Raw genomic sequence first — 18,324 nt, 5'->3', positions numbered from 1 at the left:
CGACAGAGGGACCACTAGGGAAGGATTCACGCGGAATGCCCACGCACATACGTCTTGTCCCGAGCGGCCCTTCGGCGCCGTCTCCCGGTGTTCGTCGATTCAACTTCAACCGCCCTCTGGCGATCGGCGCGGCCCTCGTGCTTTGGGCGGCGATCCTGGTGGGCCTACGCCTTCTGGCGGTCTGATCGCCTGCGACGTCGCGTCGCGCACGGTTTCCTCTTTTCAACCGTGCGATCAGACCCCATGTTTCTCTTGTGTTGTTCAACCAACTGAAAGGAGGTGACCAGTGTCTCATTGTCTCCAACCGCGGTCGCAAGTCGTGACCTGGAGCCTTAAGAGTGAGGTCTCCGCCTAGGCGTTGAGCGCCCAAGGTTTTAAGTCACGCGCTGCGAAAGCGGCCACGACGATGGAGGGCCGTCCCGGGAAACCGGGGCGGCCCTTTTCAATTGCGGCTCTGGAGCTTGCCTAGGCCCCGATCAGCTCGCGGCCGATCAGGAAGCGGCGGATCTCGTTGGTGCCCGCGCCGATGTCATACAGCTTGGCGTCGCGCAGCAGGCGCTCGACCGGCCATTCCTTGGTGTAGCCAGCCCCGCCCAGAGCCTGGATCGCCTCCAGCGACACCTTCACGGCGTTTTCGCTGGCCATCAGGATCGCGCCGGCCGCATCGAAGCGGGTGGTCTTGCCCGCGTCACAGGCCCGCGCCACCGCATAGACATAGGCCCGGGCCGAGTTCAGGGCCACGTACATGTCGGCGATCTTGCCTTGCATCAGCTGGAAAGAGCCGATCGCCTGGCCGAACTGCTTACGGTCGCGGACATAGGGCAGGACGACGTCGAGGCAGGCCTGCATGATCCCCAGCGGCCCGGCCGAGAGCACGGCCCGTTCATAGTCGAGGCCGCTCATCAGCACCCCGACCCCACCGCCCACCGGGCCCATGATGTTCTCTTCCGGGATCTCGCAGTCCTCGAACACCAGTTCGGCGGTGTCCGATCCGCGCATGCCCATCTTGTCCAACTTCTTGGAGACGCTGAAGCCCTTCATGCCCTTCTCGACGATGAAGGCGGTGATGCCGCGACTCCCCTCCCCCGTCTTGGCGTAGACCACCAGGGTGTCGGCGTGCGGGGCGTTGGTGATCCAGAACTTCGTGCCATTGAGGACGTAGCGATCGCCGACCTGGTCGGCGCGCAGCTTCATCGAGACGACGTCCGAGCCCGATCCGACCTCGCTCATGGCCAGCGACCCGACGTGCTCGCCGCTGATCAGCTTGGGCAGGTAGCGCTGCTTCTGGTCCGGCGTGGCCCAGCGGCGGATCTGGTTGACGCAAAGGTTCGAGTGGGCGCCGTACGACAGGCCCACCGAGGCCGAGGCGCGAGAGATCTCCTCCATGGCGATCACGTGCTGGAGATAGCCGAGACCCAGGCCGCCGAACTCCTCCTCGACCGTGATGCCGTGCAGCCCAAGGTCGCCCATCGGGACCCACAGCTCGCGCGGGAAGACGTTGGTCTCGTCGATCCTGGCCGCCAGCGGCGCGATCTTGTCGGCGGCGAAGCGGGCGGTGGTTTCACGGATCGCGTCGGCCGTCTCGCCCAGCGCGAAATCCATCGAGGGTGCGAAATTGGTCATCATGGCTGCTCCCATAGCACGAACGCCCGCGGATCCTGAGACCCGCGGGCGTTCTTGCTCACCTTCCCCGAGGGAAGCAAAGAAAACTATTCTTCGTCGGCGACGTCCGGGCCGGCCAGGCGGCGCAGCAGCAGGTAGGCCGCGACCACGAAACAGATCGCGCCGATCATGCTGGCGCCATAGCCGAACAGCTTGACGCCGCTGTCCGAGCCGGCCGCCACGGTCAGGATCCACAGCACGCCGCCGCCAAACAGGGCCAGGCCCAGGATGCCGAGGCTGACCAGCAGGCTGAGATTGCCGAAGCGCGGCTGCTCGGTCTCGACGAACGGCACATCCATGGCGCCCAGCGAGACCTCGTCGCTGGTCGAGAAGCCGCCCAGATTGAACACCGACGGACCGGCCGCCGGCGCGCCGAACAGGGTCGGCTCGCTGGAGAACGCTTTCGGGGCCGGGGCGAAGGCCTCGACGGCCCGGGGCTTTTCGACCTCTTCCGGCTGCGGCGTCAGGCGGAACGGCGTGAACTCGACCGGAGCGGCGGGCTTGATAGGCTCGACCGGGGTCGTCGTCGGCGCGTCCTGGAACAGGACGGGGGCTGGTTCGGTCACGGCCGGCTGGACCGGGGCCGGCTGCACGGGCTCTGGCGGCTCGGGCAGGCCCAGGTCGTCCTGGCGGACCTCCGGCTTGGTGGTCGTGGCGACCGGCGGCGCGTCGGACAGGATGGCTTCCAGGCGCGCGCTGACGGCGGCGGCCGACTGCTCGGTGGCGCTGGGACCGTCCTCTTCCGGGACAACCACGTTCAGCGGCAGGCCTTCCTCGCGCTCGGTGACGACGCGGTCGCCTTCGGTGCGGGTGTTGACGGCCATCGGCGTCTGTTTCGGGATCGCGCAGCTGGCGTCGTAGTCGACCTTGGGACGCAGCACCGGGCTGGGCGCGGGCACCCACTCGCCGTTGGCCGGCGTCAGGAACAGGGTCTTCTCGGCCGAGCGGCGGCGGACCAGCGCGTCGATGACGATCCGCTCGCCCTCGAAGTCGGCCTTGCGCCACATCTCCATCGCGCACGCGGCTTGCAACAGCGAGCCCTCGTTGATCCGGCGCAGCACGCCCGAGCGGAGGAAGTTGTCGAGGCCGATGTTGAAGGCGAAGCAGACCAGCGCGTCGAACTGGTTCTGGTTCAGCGGCGTATAGGTGTGCTCGTTGACCGAGTGCGCGACCGAGATCAGGTCGTACAGCAGCAGGGCCTCGGCGTCCTTTTCCGAGACGGAGGCGCCCGCGCGAGCGGTCAGGGTGTGGCCATAGCCGACCGTCCAGCGTCCGTCGGGGAGCTGAGCGGCCTTCTGACGGTAACCTTCGAATCTCTTGATGAGATCGACGGCCGTCCGGGTGACCTGATGACGCGGTTTCATCGCCTAGTTGACCCAGTTTGAAACAGACGCGGATGCGTTCGTCTGTCCCGGCGCAAGGTCGGCGCCAGTTTCCCCTATAACGGCTGGAAACGTGTCAGTGCAGCAGCAGGGCCGCGATCAGCAGCACCGCGAAGAAGCCGGTGAAGTCGGTCAGGAAGGTCACGAAGATCGACGACGACACCGCCGGGTCGCGTCCCATCTTCTCCAGCGCCAGGGGCGCCAGGATGCCGCCCAGGGCGGCGGTGAAGATGTTGGCGATCAGCGCCGCGCCGACGATGATCGCCAGCTTGCCGTGATGGTCCTTGGCGCCGAAGAACAAATAGGTCGCCGTCCCCATCACCAGGGCCAGGCACAGGCCGTTGACCAGGCCGACCAGCAGCTCGCGCATTACGATGCGGCGGGCGTTGGCGGTGGTCAGTTCCTTGCTGGACAGCGCGCGGACGGCGACGGCCAGGGTCTGGGTGCCGGCGTTGCCGCCCAGCGACGAGACGATCGGCATCAGGATGGCCAGGGCCACCAGCTGGGCGATCTCGGCCTGGAAGATGGCGACCCCGCTGACCGCCAGGGTGGCGGTGGCCAAGTTCAGCATCAGCCACGGCAGGCGCGACTTGACGATCTCGATGACCGAGGCGTCGCGGCCGGCGTCGGACACGCCGGCCAGGGCCAGGATGTCCTCCTGGGCTTCATCGCGGATGACCTCGACGATGTCGTCGACGGTGATCTGGCCCACCAGCCGCCCGCCCGGCTCGATCACCGGGGCGCTGATCAGGTGGTACTTGTCGAAGATGTAGGCGACCTCTTCCTGGTCCATCGCCACGTCGATTTCGGTGACCGCCTCCATCAGTTCGGCCAGCGGCGTCTCCCGGCGGCTGCGCAGCAGGATGCTGATCGGGATCGCCCCCACCGGCTTGAAGGTCGGATCCACCACATAGACGTCGAAGAACAGCTCGGGCAGCTGGTCACCCGCCTCGCGGACGTGGTCGATGGTCTGGCCGACGGTCCAGAATTCCGGCGCGGCCAAGAACTCGCGCTGCATCAGGCGGCCGGCGGTCTCGTCCTCGTACGACAGGGTCGTCTCGATGGCGGCGCGGTCGATCTCGCCCATGGCGGCCAGCACCTGGAAGCGCTTGGTGTCGTCCAGGTCGTCGATGACGTCGGCGGCGTCGTCGGTGTCCAGTTCCTCCAGCGCGCGGGCCAGGGTGACCGACGGGGTCGCCTCCAGCACCTCCTCGCGGATGTTGTCCTCCAGCTCCGAGATGATCTCGCCCAGCGCCTCGGGGTCGAGCAGCGGGATGATCTCCTCGCGGTAGTCAGCGGTCAGGAAGCCCATCAGGTCGGCGACGTCGGCCGGGTCCAGGGCGCCCACCAGCTCGCGCAGGCGCTTGGTGTCGCCGCTGTCGGCGGCGTCGACGACCATCTCGACATATTCGGGATTGAGGGCGTAGTCGTCGCCGAGGGCGAGATCTTCCAGCTCCTCGGGGGTCTCGGACTTGGGCAGCGGGATCTGGGCCAGCGGGATGTCGTCCAGCACGTCGTCGGTCAGTTCGGCGGTGTCCCGGGTCATGGGGGCCTCCTGAGCTCTAGGCTGGTTTCGTAAGGCTGGGTCCGTGAAGCGCGCTTGGGGCGAAACCAAGGCCAGAAACGATTAGAGCGCCCCTAGCGAGTCGGAAACCGATTTCGCCGGGAGCGCTCTATTCCGTGTTCAACACTGGTGCGGTCGAGAAGACTCGAACTTCCACATCTTGCGATACAGCGACCTCAACGCTGCGCGTCTACCAATTCCGCCACGACCGCTCGTGGTGAGGGGCGGCAGGTAGCAAACTGAATCGGATTTGGGAAGTCGGAAGTTCGCTATGTGCGAAGTTCCAGCCTGCGGCTTCTTAGGTCCCGCCGGCCATGTAGTCGTAGACGTCGGCCGCGCGGGTCACCTGGATGGCGATGCGGTCGTCGCTGATCTGGATTTCGCCGCGCGCGATCGGGTGGTTGTTGGCCAGGATCCACACTTCGTCGTTGGTCTTGGCGTCCAGCGGGATCACCGCGCCGCGGCCCATGCGCAGCAGTTGCTGCATGGGCAAGATCGAGCGCCCCAGTAGGACGGAGATCTCGACATTGACGGCGTTGACCTGGCTCACGAAGTAAGGCCCCTGAAACTGACTCAAACGACCGACCGGGTCGCCACGTCTCGATTGCAAGATTAGGGCCGTATGCTTGCTCTCCCGTTAAACCCTGAAAATACTGGGCTTCCGACCATGAGGCGCGACGACGCCGCGCCGGTGGGGTGGGCGGTTTCGACCGACTACGTGGATTACCCGGCAGCGGTTGCCGCCATGGAGGCTCGCGCCGCCGCCATCGCCGACGGAATGGCGGGCGAGTTGGTCTGGCTGCTGGAGCATCCGCCGCTCTATACAGCCGGGGTTTCGGCCAAAAACGGCGACCTGATCGAGCCTGACCGCTTCCCCGTGTTCGAGAGCGGGCGCGGCGGGCAGTTCACCTATCACGGCCCCGGTCAGCGGGTGGCCTATGTAATGCTGGACCTGACCCGGCGCGGCCGCGACGTGCGCGCCTTCGTCGCGGCGCTGGAGGCGTGGATCATCGACGCCCTTTCCGCCTTCAACGTCACCGGCGAGCTGCGCGACGGCCGGGTCGGCGTCTGGGTCGAGCGCAAGGGCCCGGGCTGGAGCCGCGAGGACAAGATCGCCGCCATCGGCGTCAAGCTGCGCAAGTGGGTCAGCTTCCACGGGATCAGCCTGAACGTGGAGCCGGATCTCTCCCACTTCTCCGGCATCGTCCCCTGTGGCCAGACCGAGCATGGGGTGACCAGCCTGGTCGACCTGGGTCTGCCGGTGACCTTGGACGAGGCCGACGCGGCGCTGCGGGCCAGCTTCGGGAGGGTGTTCGGGCCCGTCGAGGAAACGGCGGCGCCGGTTTAGACCGAAACTACCTTCATTGGGTTGGCCCCATAGCGGTTCGCGCCCTGCTCGCCGCCCATGACGCCCAGCTCGACGATCGCCCAGATGAGCACCAGCGAGAACAGGAAATCCAGGAAGTGCTCGGGCTGCGGCCACACCGCGACCACCGCCACCAGAATCAGCAGCGACCACCATCCGGACCGGCCGCGATCATGCAGGCGCTTGGACAAGAGACAGGCGCCCGAGAACAGCAGGATCGGGTATACGAACCAGCCGGTCAGCCAGTGCAGCGTGTAGTTGGCAAGCGCCTCATAAAACGTTGCGAAGCCAATCAGCACGGCGGCCGCGATCAGGAACGGCGTGCGCGACAGCCTGCCGTTCGCCGACAGGAACAGTTCCGCCCATTCGCTACGATCGCTCATGCCCGCCCTTGCAGCCCTTCGAGTCGGCCATCCGCCGACAGGCCCAATCTAGAGCCTGCGCCGTGCCGGAGAAAGAGCCGCCTCAGTCGAAGGTCTTGGCCACCTCGTCGCCGACGCCCTGATGCCCCTTCGGCGAGGGACCATAGCGGTTCGGACCCTTGGCGCCGTCGATCAGGCCGTAGTCGATGAACATGTAGATGATCACCGGGAACATCAGAAGCGCGACCACGCCGCCGGCCACCATCTGGCCAGCGCCGGTCAAGGCGGTGGAGACCTCGGCGACAACATAGATGATCGCCAGCATGACGCCGGTGAACAGCGCCGAGCGGTTGCGATCATGTCCGCGCTTGATGGCGATCGCCGCCGAGGGCCAGAGGAAGAGCAGATCCAGGCCAACACGCAACGGCAGCGTCTTCGACACCTCCGTTATCCCCATGCCCAGAGCCGCGCCGGCGGCCAGCATGATTACGAAACGCACAACCCCGACGCCGATACTCGCGATCCAGTATTCGGAGCGCCGAAACCGGCCATCGAAACCGAACAGGCCGTCTAGCAGGAACTGATTCTTCTTCGCCATCCGATCAAGTTAACGGCTCGACCGGAGGTGGCAAGCGCGAGCTTCAGTCGAAAGCCGCGGCCACGTCGTGGCTCTCGGCGCCGATCCCCTTCGATGAAGGCCCGTAGCGGTTGGGTCCTTGCGTTCCGTCGATGAAGCCATAGTCGATGATCAGGAATCCGAAACACCCGATGACGACGACAACGCATGCGATCATCAACACCTCTTCGTGGAAGCCATCGGCCACCGCCACGCCCACGGTCATCAGAATGGCGAGCGCCATGAGGCCGAGGCTGAACCAGATCGACCGGTTGCGGTCGTGCCCCCGCTTCACCAACAGCGCCAGGGTAGGCCACAGGAAGAGCACCTCCATGATGCTGGCGGCGAAGCCACCGTCCTTGGTCTCGATCTGTCCAAGCGCGGCCGCCAGAATGACCGTCAGCACCGCCTTGACGACGCCCAGGGCGAAGCTTGTCACCCAATAGTGCGAGCGCCGAAGACGCCCCTTGAAGCTGAGCAGGCTGGGGACCGAGATCCGAAAGGTGTTCGCCATGCGCCTAGGCGAACTCCACCAGGACCTCGTCGGCCGCGACCGGGTCACCGCCCTTGGCGTTGACGGCTTTGACGACGCCGTCGCGCTCGGCGCGGATGATGTTCTGCATCTTCATGGCTTCAAGCACACAGACGACCTCGCCCTCGCGAACCTGCTGACCGGTGGTGACGTCCATCGAGACCACCAGGCCCGGCATCGGCGACAGCACCAGCTTGGAGGTGTCGGCGGCCTGCTTCTCGGGCAGCTTGTCGTGCAGATCAGCGCTGCGCGGGGTCAGGACCAGAACCCGGGCCTTGGCAGCGCGATGACGGATGTCGAAGCCCTCGGCGGCGGGCGCGACCTGGACCGTGAAGGCTTTGTCGCCCAGGGCCGCCCTGAACACCGGCTTGCCCGGGCGCCAGTCGATATCGGTCAGCGAGAGGACGCGGCCCTCGTCGAGCATCTCGACCGTGACGTCGCCCTCGCCACTGACCTTCACACGGCGCTTGGTGTGGCCTACCGCGACCACCCACTCGGCGCGCGGCGCGCCGGCCAGGCCGTTGGCGTAGGAGCGCGCGCGGGCGGCGTAGACCCGCTGCATGGCCGCCCCGACAGCCGTCAGGATGTCCAGCTGTTCGGCCGTGGGCCGCGTCCCGGCGAAGCCGTCGGGAAACTCGTCCTTGATGTAGTTGGTCGAAATCTTGCCGGACCGGAACCGCTCCTGGTCCATCACCGCCGCCAGGAACGGGATGTTCTGGCCCAGGCCCTCGATGTGGAAGTCCTCCAGCGCCCGGCCCATGCCGTCGATCGCCGCCAGGCGGGTCGGGGCCCAAGCGCACAGCTTGGAAATCATCGGGTCGTAGAACATCGAGATCTCATCGCCCTCGCGGACGCCGGCGTCGTTGCGGACGATGTAGCCCCCATGGGGTCCATCGTGCTCGCCCTCTTCGGGCGGGTCGTAGCGCACGAGCCGGCCAATGCTGGGCAGGAACTTGCGGTAAGGATCCTCGGCATAGATGCGGCTCTCGATCGCCCAGCCGTTGATCTTCAGGTCCCCCTGGCCGAACGCCATCTTTTCCCCTGCGGCCGAGCGGATCATCTGCTCGACCAAATCGAGGCCCGTGATCAGCTCGGTGACCGGGTGCTCGACCTGCAGGCGGGTGTTCATCTCCAGGAAGAAAAAGCTCTTGTCCTGGCCGGCCACGAACTCGACCGTGCCGGCGCTGTCGTAGTTCACAGCCTTGGCCAGAGCCACGGCCTGGGCGCCCATGGCCTGGCGGGTCGCCTCGTCCAGCAGCGGCGACGGGGCTTCCTCGATGACCTTCTGGTTGCGGCGCTGGATCGAGCACTCGCGCTCGAACAGGTGCACGACGTTGCCGTGCTTGTCGCCCAGCACCTGGATCTCGATGTGGCGCGGGCTCTCGATGAACTTCTCGATGAAGATCCGGTCGTCGCCGAAGCTGGCCTTGGCCTCGGCGCGCACGGCTGGGAAGCCTTCCTCGACGTCCTGGCGAGTCCAGGCCACGCGGATGCCCTTGCCGCCGCCGCCGGCCGAGGCCTTGATCATCACGGGATAGCCGATCTCCTCGGAGATCTTCACCGCCTCGGTGGTGTCGGCGATCTCGCCGATATGGCCTGGCACGCAGGAGACGCCGGCGGCCTGGGCGAACTTCTTGCTCTCGATCTTGTCGCCCATCGCCGAAATGGCGCCGGGATTGGGACCGATGAACACGATCCCCTCGTCGGCGCAGCGCTGGGCGAAGCTGGCGTTCTCGGACAGGAAGCCGAAGCCCGGGTGCACGGCCTGGGCGCCGGTCTGCTTGCAGGCGGCGATGATCTTGTCGGCCACGAGATAGCTCTGAGCGGCCGGCGAAGCCCCGATGTGCACCGTCTCGTCGGCCATTTCAACGGCCAGGCTGCCCGCGTCGGCGTCCGAATAGACGACCACCGTCTTGATCCCCAGCCGGCGGCAGGTCTTGATCACCCGCACAGCGATCTCGCCCCGATTGGCGATCAGGATCTTCGTGAACATCGGCAACTTCCGCCCATCGTTTTTGTGCTTTGCAGCATGGCCTATCAGGCCTTCGCGGGTTTGCAAGCATGCCCTTACGGCGCTACACCAACACCCAGGCATGACACCGGTTACCAAGAGTAGGGTCCGAGATGTCCGCCATCGGGAGGAGACAGTCCATATGAAGGCGATTTTCCTTGGGTCGGCCTGCGCGCTGATCCTGGCCAACGCGGCCGCTGCGGCGCCGGGTTCCGAGCCGGCCCTGCTGTTCAAGGTCTCGGGCGACAAGGGCCTGGTGGCGGACGTCGCCACCGGCGACCCGGTCCCCAATTTCGCCGACAAGGTCACGCCGATAGACAGCGGCAAGGCCGGCAAGGGCTTCCACGCCGAGGATGACGGCGTCGTCTCGTGGAACGCGCCCGGCAACATCCAGGCCCAGCGCGGCACGCTGTCGTTCTTCTGGCGCTCGGGCTATCCGGTCGGGGTCGCCCCGTTCGTGATCTTCCGCGTCGGCTACGCCGACCACTCCAGCTGGGACATGGCGTTCCTGCGCGTCGACTGGAACGGCCACGGCTTCGACGCCTTCGTCACCGACAACGGCCTGGCGCGCACCCGCGTCTCGTTCAAGGTCGACAAGAACCCGGCCGCCGACGCCTGGACCCACCTGGCCTTCACCTGGGACGAGACAACCGGCGTCCAGCTGTTCGTCGACGGCAAACTGGCGGCCAAGACCGAGGCCAAGGCGGTCTATGACGCCGGCCTCGACCAGTTCGGCGTCGCCGGTCGCGTGATCGCCCCGCACCAGGTGCAGAGCCGCTACAACTTCACCCGCGGCGGCGACCTGGACGAGCTGCGCGTCTACGACCGCCCCTTGGCCGCCGACGCCATCGCCGCCCTGGCCCGCAATGAGGCGCCGGCCGCCGCCGCGCCGGTGGCGACCCTGGACGACCCGGTCGTGCACGCCGCCTGGAAGCAACGCTACGGCTGGAACAAGGACCTGCCGCCCGTCCTGGCCGACGCCCAGACCACGATCCGCAAGGTCGAGTTCGCGGACGTGAAGGACCTCAAGGAATGGATGTGGAAGGGCACGGACGGCATCCAGGAGACCACCTGGCCCGGCGTCTACAACCGCTCGCGCCTGCCCGGCCGTAACGACTATTTCCAGCTGCCGGACTGGAACGTCTATGTCGACGGCGGCAAGGCGCTGACCCTGTCCCTGCCCGACGAGCCGGTGAACCGCATCGAGATCCAGGGCCCGGCCTATGGCGACCTATCGTGGGCGGCCAAGGCCGGCGACAAGGGCGCCAGCGTCGGGACCCGCGCCAAGGACCAGGAGCGCACGGTCAACACCTTGGCTCAGCCGCTGAAGGGCGGCGTCCTGACCTTCACCAACGTCGCCCAGGAGACCCCGATCCAGGAGATCTGGGCCTATAACGTGACCGCCGGCGCCGAGCCGAAGGACGCATTCAAGATGAGCTACACGGTCCGCGCCGACGTGGCGCCGGACTATCTGAACCTGACCAGCCTCAACGCCTATATCGCCGGCCGCCATCCGGCGGGCGAGCGCGCCACCGTCGTGGCCATTCCAGAGGGCGCGCCGACGCGCCCGCGCCCAGCGACTGACCTGACGGCCAAGGGGCTGCCGATCGTCCACGTGCTGATCCCGTCCGGCTTCGGCGACGCCCCGGCCGCCAAGCCGCTGGCGCGCAACTGGGCCTATGGCTGGGAAAACGCCCGCGACGGCCTCGACGGCCTCGCCATCGACATCCCCGCCCTGCCTGGCGCGGCCGGATCAACGATCCCGTTGAACATCCAGGTCAAGGATCCGATCTGGCCAGGCCGCAACATGATCGATGTCAGCGTCTCGGTGAAGGCCGGCGAGGCCCGCACCGTCTGGCTGGATATGCGCGACCGCATCCTGACGTCCGACAGCCTGTACCTGACCATCGCCGCCGACAGCACCGAGTTCGGCCCCAAGGCCCTGGACGGCGCCAAGATCCGCCTGGTGCTCAAGGACCGCGACAAGGCCAAGGCCGAGCACGTCGCCGACCGCCTGAACCAGGTGAAGGACAACTGGGCTTTCCTGGTCGAGGAGCACACGACCTCAAAGCGCCAGGGCCTCTATCGCCGCCTGTACGCCGACATCTCGGACCTGCTGCGCGTCGATCCCGACAACCAGGTCGGCCGCGAGTACTGGGGCGACATCACCTATGGCAGCCAGGGCTGGCCGGCCTTCGATCAGCCCAAGCCGGCCGACGCGACGCCGCTGTGGGCCTTCCGCCAACTCGAGGACCTGAAACTGGTCACCAAGTTCGTCGACTGGTGGATCGACGAGCGCCAGGCGGACTACGGCGACTTCGGCGGCGGCCTGTCGGACGACACCGACCTGCTGCAGCAATGGCCCGGGCTGGCCCTGATGGGCGTCCAGCCGGACAAGATCACGACCTCGCTGAACCGCCTGACCGACGCCGTCTACAAGAACGGCATGTTCACCGACGGTCTCTCGACCATCGTGACCGACGAACTGCACGCCTATGAGGAAGGCATCAATTCCAACTCCGAGGCGATGTACGTCAACTACGGCGACCCGCTGGCGGTCGAGCGCTTGTTCACGACGGTGAAAGCCCTGCCCCGCGTCGTCGACAAGAACCCGGCGGGCCACGTCCACTTCAACACCAACTGGTACAACGGCAAGATCTCGTACCGCGAAGGTCCGTGGGAGTGGCAGAAGCCGTATTCGTTCGGCGTCGTCCACCCGTCGATCCTGATCAGCGACTACAACGGCGATCCCACCGCCCGCGCGACGGTCATCGGCCTGGCTGACGGCTATTTGGCCCACGTGGCCAAGGACGGCTCCTATCCCAACGAGATCAACTGGCGCAGCGACGCCGAGCGCGGCGGCACGGTGCTTCAGGGCTCGGGCGCAGATGGTCCGTTCCAGGTGTTCTGGGCCGCCTGGCGCCTGACCGGCGACAAGAAGTATCTGGCGCCGATCACCTGGCGGATCTCCAAGAACGGCATCAAGTCGCTGGGCAGCATCAACGAGAACGCCCTAACGGCCATGAACCTGGGCGAGCCCAACAAGGACGCCATCGTCAAGCTGGCGGCCAAGGGCGGCGCCCTGGAACGCTACGCGGCCTGGAGCCTGACCGGCGACAAGAAGTATCTCGAGGCGCTCTATGCGGACGAGATCCAGTTCAACGCCCAGCACATGTACATGCACACGGAAGGCCACTGGTGGTCCGACCGTGTCGAGCTGCCGTCTGACGTCCTGCAACGCTCGCGCCTCGGCGGCATCGCCAACAAGCGCGGCCAGATGACCCCGGGCCATGTCGTCTCGTGGCGCTTCGATAACGCCGACGGCGCGGACGTGGCGCTGCTGGTCAAGGACGCTGCCAAGACCGGCTTCAAGGTCATCGCCTACAACACCACCGACAAGCCGGTGACCGCGACGATGACCGGCTGGAACGTTGCGTCCGGCCAATGGAGCTTGGTCCAAGGCCCCGACGCCAATGGCGACGACGCGATCGACGGTTCCGGCGAGAGCCGCGCCGTGCCATTCGAGCGCAGCCTGGGGACCAAGGTCACCCTGGCCCCGCGCCAGACCACGGTCATCGACATGAAGCTGGTCAAGGCCGGCGACGATCCGGCCAAGCGCGCCGACCTCGGTGTCGGCCGCGGCGACGTGACGGTGAAGGGCTCGGCGGTCACCGCCAAGGTCCATAGCCTGGGCGCCCAGGACGCGGCGGCGGCTAGGCTGGAACTGGTCGACGCCTCGGGCAAGACCCTGAACAGCACGGCGATCCCGGCCCTCAAGGCGCCGCTGGACTTGCTGCCCAAGACCGCTTCGGTGAAGCTGAAGATCCCCGCCGGCGTGAAGGCCTCGGGCCTGAGGGTCCGCATCGTATCCGCCCAGCCCCAGAACACCGCTCTGAACGACGAGGTCGTGCTGCCATGAGAAACTCTCTCGCCCTGATCGCCGCCGGCCTCGTCCTGACCGGCGGCCCGGCCCTTGCCCAGACGGCGGCGCCTGCCCCGACGCCCGCGCCCGCGCCGTCCTATTCCAGCCGCGTGGTCACCCTGGCCGAGGCCAAGACCGTCGTCGCGGCCGCCGAAGCGGAGGCGCGCAAGAACGGCTGGACCATGGTCATCGTCATCCTGGAGTCGAACGGCCAGCAGGTGTTCGCCGAAAAGATGGATGGCACGCAGTACGGCTCGAATGAGGTGGCGCTGAAGAAGGCCCATACCTCGGCCAACTTCCGCCGCCCTACCTCCTACTTCCAGGACGCGGTGAAGGCCGGAACGCTGAATTCGATCTTCACCGGCGCCACGGCGGTCGAGGGCGGCGAACTGCTGCTGGTCGACGGCAAGATCGTCGGCTCGATCGGCGTCTCCGGCGGTTCCGGCGCCCAGGACGGCCAGGTGGCCCGCGCGGGGGCCGCGGCGCTCAAGTAGTCGCGAACTCGCGGGCGAACATCGCCTCGTAACCCGCGATCATCTCCTCCGCCTCGGGTGCCACCAGGCGCGCGACGGCGGCGGCGAAGGTGACGGGAGCCAGGCCCGAGGCGCTGACGAGTTTGCCGTCGGTCACCGCCTTGGCGCTGTCGACGTAGTGCTCGGAGCCCGCGTAACCCGGCACGACACCTTCCAGCCAGTCCTTGCCGTTCGAGGTGTGCCTGCGTCCCTCGAATAGGCCAGCGCGGGCCAGCGCCGTCGTACCGGCGCAGATCCCGGCCACGATCTTGCCGTCCGCGACGGCCTGGCGGATCAGCGCGGTGATCGCGGGGGTCTCGCCCTTCGACCATTCGTCGCTGCCGATCAGGATGTAGAGGTCGGCGTCGCTCAAAACCGGATCGTCGAACCGATAGTCGGCCGCGGCCAGCACGCCGCCGATCGAGGTCTCCGGATCGCCGGTCGGCGTCGCCACCTCGATCTGCACCTTCACATACTCGCGCAGCAGGGCGAGGATCGCGCCGGCCTCCCAATCGGCCCAGCCTGGCTGCAAAAAGGCGACGGCAACGGTCATTGGGCCTCCCAGTTCACTACCGGATCAACGCGCGAGCGCTTACATTGGCGTTCATGACAGACGCAGCCATCCTTTCAACCGTCGGCTTCGATCTCACGCCGCCGACCGAGCCCGAACGCGAACGCCTGGAGGCCGACCTGACGGCCGAGGAGGCGCGCGTTCTCCTGCATCACGGCACCGAGGCGCCGTTCTGCGGCGGCCTGCTGGGCGAGAAGAGCCCCGGCGTCTACTGCTGCCGCCTCTGCGGTCTGCCGCTGTTCAAGCACGAGACCAAGTTCGAGAGCGGCACCGGCTGGCCCAGCTTCTACGCCCCGTTCGCCGAGGACCACGTGGTCGGCGTGCGCGACGACTCGTACGGCATGGTCCGCATCGAGACCCGCTGCGCCCGCTGCGACAGCCACCAGGGCCACGTTTTTCCCGACGGGCCGGCGCCGACGCGACTGCGCTACTGCATCAACTCGGTATCGCTGCAGTTCGTGAAGGCTAGCGATCCCCTGCCCGATCCGCTGCATCGCGGCGACCGGATCGGCTAAGCGCCTCGGAAACCCCGGTCTCACCTCAGCTTTTCTGAATTCCTATCCAGTTGATATGAATTGAGCGGAGGGGCGGACCGGGCCTATCTGCGGCTCGACGGCTTGAAGCCCAGAGTTCGCATGATGACCCCCGCTCCACACGCCTCCGAAACTCGTCGCCGGGATCGCGACGACCCGCCGATCCTGATCGTGCCGGGCCTATACAACTCCGGCCCTGATCATTGGCAGAGCCACTGGGAGCGCGAACTCCCGCGCGCCGAGCGCGTCGACCAGCAGGACTGGGAGCGCCCGCTGCTGGGCGACTGGACGATCAGCCTGGCCGAGGCGGTGCGCCAACGGCCCGGCGCGATCCTGGTTGCCCATAGCCTGGGCTGCGCGCTGGTCGCCCACTTCGCCCAGGTGACGGGCGGACGCGGGGTCGGCGGCGCGATGCTGGTGGCGCCGGCCGACGTCAATCGCGAAGGTCCGGCCGGCCGCCTGCTGGTGGGGTTCTCGCCGATTCCCCGCCAGCGCCTGCCCTTCCCCAGCCTGGTCGTGGCCAGCCGCGACGATCCCTATGTCGAGATCGACCGCGCCCAGGCCTTCGCCCGCGGCTGGGGGTCGGAATTCGTCGACCTGGGCCGCGCGGGCCACATCAACGTCGAGTCCGGGCATGGACCTTGGGTGAAGGGACGCGGGCTGCTGCGGGGCTTAACCCAACGGATTGCGGGAGAGGCAAGGACCTAAGCCCAGCAGTCGGCTAACCAATGGAACGGGCCCGGCCCATAGGCCTGTTCGACGTATCGCTGGACGGCGGGTGGCGCGACCGTGACCCGTTTGATCTCCTCGCCGTCAGCCACCCCGACGAACTTTAAAGTCTCCGGCGTCTCGGCATGGAAGACAAACCGGGGCCGCTCCGGCCTCGGCGCGGATGGAGCCTCGAGGGCGAGATCCTGCAAACGGCCGGCCTGGGATAGCAGGTCGGAGGCTGGCCGGTCCCACCAACGCCCGAGCGCGACCTTCTCCTTCGTCGCCTCATCGAAGCGGTCGCGGATTTTTCGCGCCGGCACCCCGCCCACGATCGAGAACGACTCGACGGGCCGAGTGACCACCGCCGAGGCTCCGACCACGGCGCCATCGCCGACCGACACCCCCGCCAGCACCTTGGCGCCGGCGGAGATCACAACGCCCGACCCGATGTCGATTGGCCGTGCGCCCGCCAAGGCTTGGGCTCCGGCCTGGCGCACCACCCGGGCCAGCATCGGCGCCTGCGACATGCCGATATTCACCGGCAAACTGTTGTTGTGCTCGCCGGCGGACTGGATTTCGCAGGAGGCGAATTCACAGAAACGCCCGATGCGACCCAGGCTGCCGACATAGCCTTCCCGCAACTGGGTGACGCTGAGCGCGCAGGTCAGCGAGCCCGCTCCGACGTCGAGATAGGCGGTCGGCGTCAGATAGACCCGGCAATCGTAGTGTCCGAAGAACAGGATCGCTCGCCTGTTCAGAGAAGCTTCCGCTGGGGGAAGCTCGATCGAGACAGACTGGGTCCAATTCATAGGGCCTATCTCGGTGTGAAGAAGAGAGAGTTGGTGCGGGCGGTCGGGGTCGAACCGACACTCCTTTCGGAACCGGATTTTGAGTCCGGCGCGTCTACCAGTTTCACCACGCCCGCGCGCTTCGCTTCCGCGAAGGGTGGTCTTCCTAGCAGGCGTCGCGGACGAATTCCAGTGCCGCGACCCTGCTCTTTGTCATGCCGTTTCCGACGGCGGCGAGATCGTTTCGCCGCCGGTCAGCTGGATGGCGGCGGTCTCGAGGTGGTCCAGCAGGCGCTTGAACATCGCCACCTCGCTGGGCGCCAGTCCCGCCAATAGGGTCGCCTCGTAGGCCAGGGCCAGGGGCGCGATCTCGGCGAACAGGCGCCGGCCCGCGGCCGTCAGCTCCAGGGTGTGCGAGCGACGGTCCGAGCGCACCGTGGTGCGGGCCACGAGACGCCGGACCACCAGTTCCTGAGCGGCGCGGCTGACCCGGACCTTGTCCATGGCCGTGCGCGTGACAGCGGTATGCTGGGTCAGGTTGCCCTCAGCCAGCACCGACATCAGCCGCCATTGCGGAATGGTCAAGCCGAAGCGGTCCTCGTAGGCTCGGGCGATCAGGCGGCTGACCGCCGCCGAGGCCGTGGCCAGCTTGTACGGCACATATTCAATCAGGCTGACGCCCGTTTCGGGCGCTTCGGACGCGCCAGGGGTGATCGGAGAGACCGTCGCGGTCATATCCCTTCCTTTCGTCCTCCCGGGCGTGACCGCCTTCGAGGAGGAGCGGCCTTCGCCAATCCATTTCGCGTTTCCGGGCCTTGGCGTTTGGGCCCACGCGTTATCTTGGTGTGAGCGCCCTGCGCCGCGGGCTCAACGCCTCGGCGAGTTCGCTCGAACGAAGGATCAGTTTCGCACGCCGCTTGGGCAGAGAATAGTCGTCTCGCCTTCCTGAACGGCGTTCTTATGCCCCAGCCGCCTTCGCCGGCCGATCAATCGCGCTCGGACAGACCCAGCTTGAGTTTCGGCAGCGGCTTGGTCTCGGTCAGGGCCTTTTGGCAGTCCTGGATCTCGCGCAGACAGTTCGGGCGATTCCAGAAGTCCGAGAACTCGGCGACCGCCAGACGCAGCTGCTGCATATACTCCTTGTGATCCAAGGGCTTGGGCCCTTCGTCCTTGCGGCCGTGGTCGTCATGACCGTGCGGGTCGGGCTTCGACGGCTGGGCGATGATCACCGTCTGCGGCGCGAGAATCGTCACGTTGCGGGTCAGGACGCCGACTTCGGCGCCGTGCTCCTTGGAATCGCCCGGGCGGTGCGAATCGTGGCCGTGGGCCTTGTCGTGGTCCTTGCCGTGGCCGTGGCCGCCATGACCGCCGCCGTGTTTGTCGTCCTTCTTCTCTTCCGGCGGATCGCCTTTCATGGCCTTGGCCAGGTGCTCGAACGCCTTGGCGCTCGGGCCGCCGAATGCCAGCACCGGGCCGACCCGAAGCTTGATCTCGTCGATCAGGTCCTGGGCCTTGACCACCAGCTCGCCGGAATGGGCGCTGCTGGCCGAAACGCATTTGGCCTTCACGGCTTCATGGATGATTTTCGGAACGTCGCCGCGCTTCTCGCCCTTGTCGCCACGCCCGGTCAGCCGACCGGCGAAGAAGGCCAGGCCCGCGATGGCGAGACCCGCCAGGATCAGCAGGAACACCAGAGTCGGGTCGAACACCGGCACCGGCTGATCGACCGGAAATTCAGACTGGTACACCGGAGCCCCCTCGGTCCACGCGAAGCGCCATCGACGGCGCGCCT

Annotated in this window: 17 protein-coding genes, 2 tRNA genes and 1 pseudogene; 6 read left to right on the top strand and 14 right to left on the bottom strand. The window is 66.9% G+C overall.

Annotated elements, in window-relative coordinates:
- The first annotated feature begins 269 nt into the window (after positions 1-269).
- Positions 270-355, top strand: a pseudogene (locus ASC70_RS24720) (hypothetical protein).
- Positions 356-465: 110 nt separating this feature from the next.
- Here ASC70_RS24720 and ASC70_RS01105 read toward each other — a convergent pair.
- From ASC70_RS01105 to ASC70_RS01085, 5 genes are all read right to left on the bottom strand, one after another.
- The gene (locus ASC70_RS01105; RefSeq protein ID WP_056045596.1) at positions 466-1,626 is read right to left on the bottom strand and encodes an isovaleryl-CoA dehydrogenase; all 1,161 of its coding nucleotides are present in this window, start codon (positions 1,624-1,626) and stop codon (positions 466-468) included.
- An 83-nt stretch (positions 1,627-1,709) separates the two neighbouring features.
- Complete coding sequence (gene spmX, locus ASC70_RS01100; protein ID WP_056045593.1) at positions 1,710-3,026, bottom strand: lysozyme-family localization factor SpmX; 1,317 nt, start codon at positions 3,024-3,026, stop codon at positions 1,710-1,712.
- A 94-nt stretch (positions 3,027-3,120) separates the two neighbouring features.
- A complete protein-coding gene (gene mgtE, locus ASC70_RS01095) occupies positions 3,121-4,590 on the bottom strand; it encodes a magnesium transporter (protein WP_056045590.1) in 1,470 nt (489 codons plus the stop codon).
- Between the two features lie 145 nt (positions 4,591-4,735).
- A tRNA-Leu gene (locus ASC70_RS01090) sits at positions 4,736-4,820 on the bottom strand.
- Positions 4,821-4,906: 86 nt separating this feature from the next.
- Complete coding sequence (locus ASC70_RS01085; RefSeq protein ID WP_082009414.1) at positions 4,907-5,218, bottom strand: FliM/FliN family flagellar motor switch protein; 312 nt, start codon at positions 5,216-5,218, stop codon at positions 4,907-4,909.
- Between the two features lie 12 nt (positions 5,219-5,230).
- Between ASC70_RS01085 and lipB the strand changes: the two genes are divergently transcribed.
- Entirely contained in the window at positions 5,231-5,956 is a 726-nt protein-coding gene (gene lipB, locus ASC70_RS01080) for a lipoyl(octanoyl) transferase LipB (RefSeq protein WP_056045588.1), read from the top strand.
- Here lipB and ASC70_RS01075 read toward each other — a convergent pair.
- The 4 genes from ASC70_RS01075 to ASC70_RS01060 form a co-directional block, all read right to left on the bottom strand.
- Positions 5,953-6,357: a DUF805 domain-containing protein gene (locus tag ASC70_RS01075; RefSeq protein ID WP_056045585.1), complete on the bottom strand. Its 405-nt coding sequence runs from the start codon at positions 6,355-6,357 to the stop codon at positions 5,953-5,955. The two genes, lipB and ASC70_RS01075, sit on opposite strands and share 4 nt — an antisense overlap.
- 82 nt (positions 6,358-6,439) lie before the next feature.
- Positions 6,440-6,934 (bottom strand): DUF805 domain-containing protein, encoded by a 495-nt coding sequence (locus ASC70_RS01070; RefSeq protein ID WP_056045582.1) that lies wholly within the window; start codon positions 6,932-6,934, stop codon positions 6,440-6,442.
- A 43-nt stretch (positions 6,935-6,977) separates the two neighbouring features.
- Entirely contained in the window at positions 6,978-7,466 is a 489-nt protein-coding gene (locus ASC70_RS01065; protein ID WP_056045580.1) for a DUF805 domain-containing protein, read from the bottom strand.
- Between the two features lie 4 nt (positions 7,467-7,470).
- Positions 7,471-9,477 carry an acetyl/propionyl/methylcrotonyl-CoA carboxylase subunit alpha gene (locus tag ASC70_RS01060; RefSeq protein WP_056045576.1) on the bottom strand — a complete coding sequence of 669 codons (2,007 nt, stop codon included), beginning with the start codon at positions 9,475-9,477 and terminating at the stop codon, positions 7,471-7,473.
- Between the two features lie 22 nt (positions 9,478-9,499).
- Between ASC70_RS01060 and ASC70_RS01055 the strand changes: the two genes are divergently transcribed.
- Positions 9,500-13,414: a LamG-like jellyroll fold domain-containing protein gene (locus ASC70_RS01055; protein WP_056045574.1), complete on the top strand. Its 3,915-nt coding sequence runs from the start codon at positions 9,500-9,502 to the stop codon at positions 13,412-13,414.
- Positions 13,411-13,911 (top strand): heme-binding protein, encoded by a 501-nt coding sequence (locus tag ASC70_RS01050; RefSeq protein WP_056045571.1) that lies wholly within the window; start codon positions 13,411-13,413, stop codon positions 13,909-13,911. Before ASC70_RS01055 ends, ASC70_RS01050 begins: the two co-directional genes overlap by 4 nt.
- Here the strand turns inward: ASC70_RS01050 and ASC70_RS01045 are convergent.
- A complete protein-coding gene (locus tag ASC70_RS01045) occupies positions 13,904-14,482 on the bottom strand; it encodes a type 1 glutamine amidotransferase family protein (RefSeq protein ID WP_056045568.1) in 579 nt (192 codons plus the stop codon). The genes ASC70_RS01050 and ASC70_RS01045 overlap by 8 nt on opposite strands.
- Positions 14,483-14,535: 53 nt before the next feature.
- On the opposite strand from ASC70_RS01045, the gene msrB reads away from it, so the two are divergent.
- On the top strand, positions 14,536-15,015 hold the full coding sequence (msrB, locus tag ASC70_RS01040) for a peptide-methionine (R)-S-oxide reductase MsrB (protein ID WP_056046176.1): 480 nt from the start codon (positions 14,536-14,538) through the stop codon (positions 15,013-15,015).
- 123 nt (positions 15,016-15,138) lie between these two features.
- Positions 15,139-15,741 (top strand): alpha/beta hydrolase, encoded by a 603-nt coding sequence (locus ASC70_RS01035; protein WP_056046174.1) that lies wholly within the window; start codon positions 15,139-15,141, stop codon positions 15,739-15,741.
- Here the strand turns inward: ASC70_RS01035 and ASC70_RS01030 are convergent.
- The 4 genes from ASC70_RS01030 to ASC70_RS01015 all read right to left on the bottom strand — a co-directional run bounded on the left by ASC70_RS01030 (position 15,738) and on the right by ASC70_RS01015 (position 18,280).
- Positions 15,738-16,553 (bottom strand): hypothetical protein, encoded by an 816-nt coding sequence (locus ASC70_RS01030; protein WP_056045565.1) that lies wholly within the window; start codon positions 16,551-16,553, stop codon positions 15,738-15,740. The genes ASC70_RS01035 and ASC70_RS01030 overlap by 4 nt on opposite strands.
- Before the next feature lie 31 nt (positions 16,554-16,584).
- Positions 16,585-16,669 (bottom strand) — tRNA-Leu (locus ASC70_RS01025).
- A 76-nt stretch (positions 16,670-16,745) separates the two neighbouring features.
- On the bottom strand, positions 16,746-17,267 hold the full coding sequence (locus ASC70_RS01020) for a MarR family winged helix-turn-helix transcriptional regulator (RefSeq protein ID WP_047412727.1): 522 nt from the start codon (positions 17,265-17,267) through the stop codon (positions 16,746-16,748).
- A 251-nt stretch (positions 17,268-17,518) separates the two neighbouring features.
- Positions 17,519-18,280: a hypothetical protein gene (locus ASC70_RS01015; RefSeq protein WP_056045562.1), complete on the bottom strand. Its 762-nt coding sequence runs from the start codon at positions 18,278-18,280 to the stop codon at positions 17,519-17,521.
- Between the last annotated feature and the right edge of the window lie 44 nt (positions 18,281-18,324).

The organism is Caulobacter sp. Root343 (assembly GCF_001425745.1).
GTDB lineage: Bacteria > Pseudomonadota > Alphaproteobacteria > Caulobacterales > Caulobacteraceae > Caulobacter.
The sequence above is the reverse complement of the archived record's forward strand: the minus strand, read 5'-3'. Positions and strand labels throughout refer to the sequence as shown.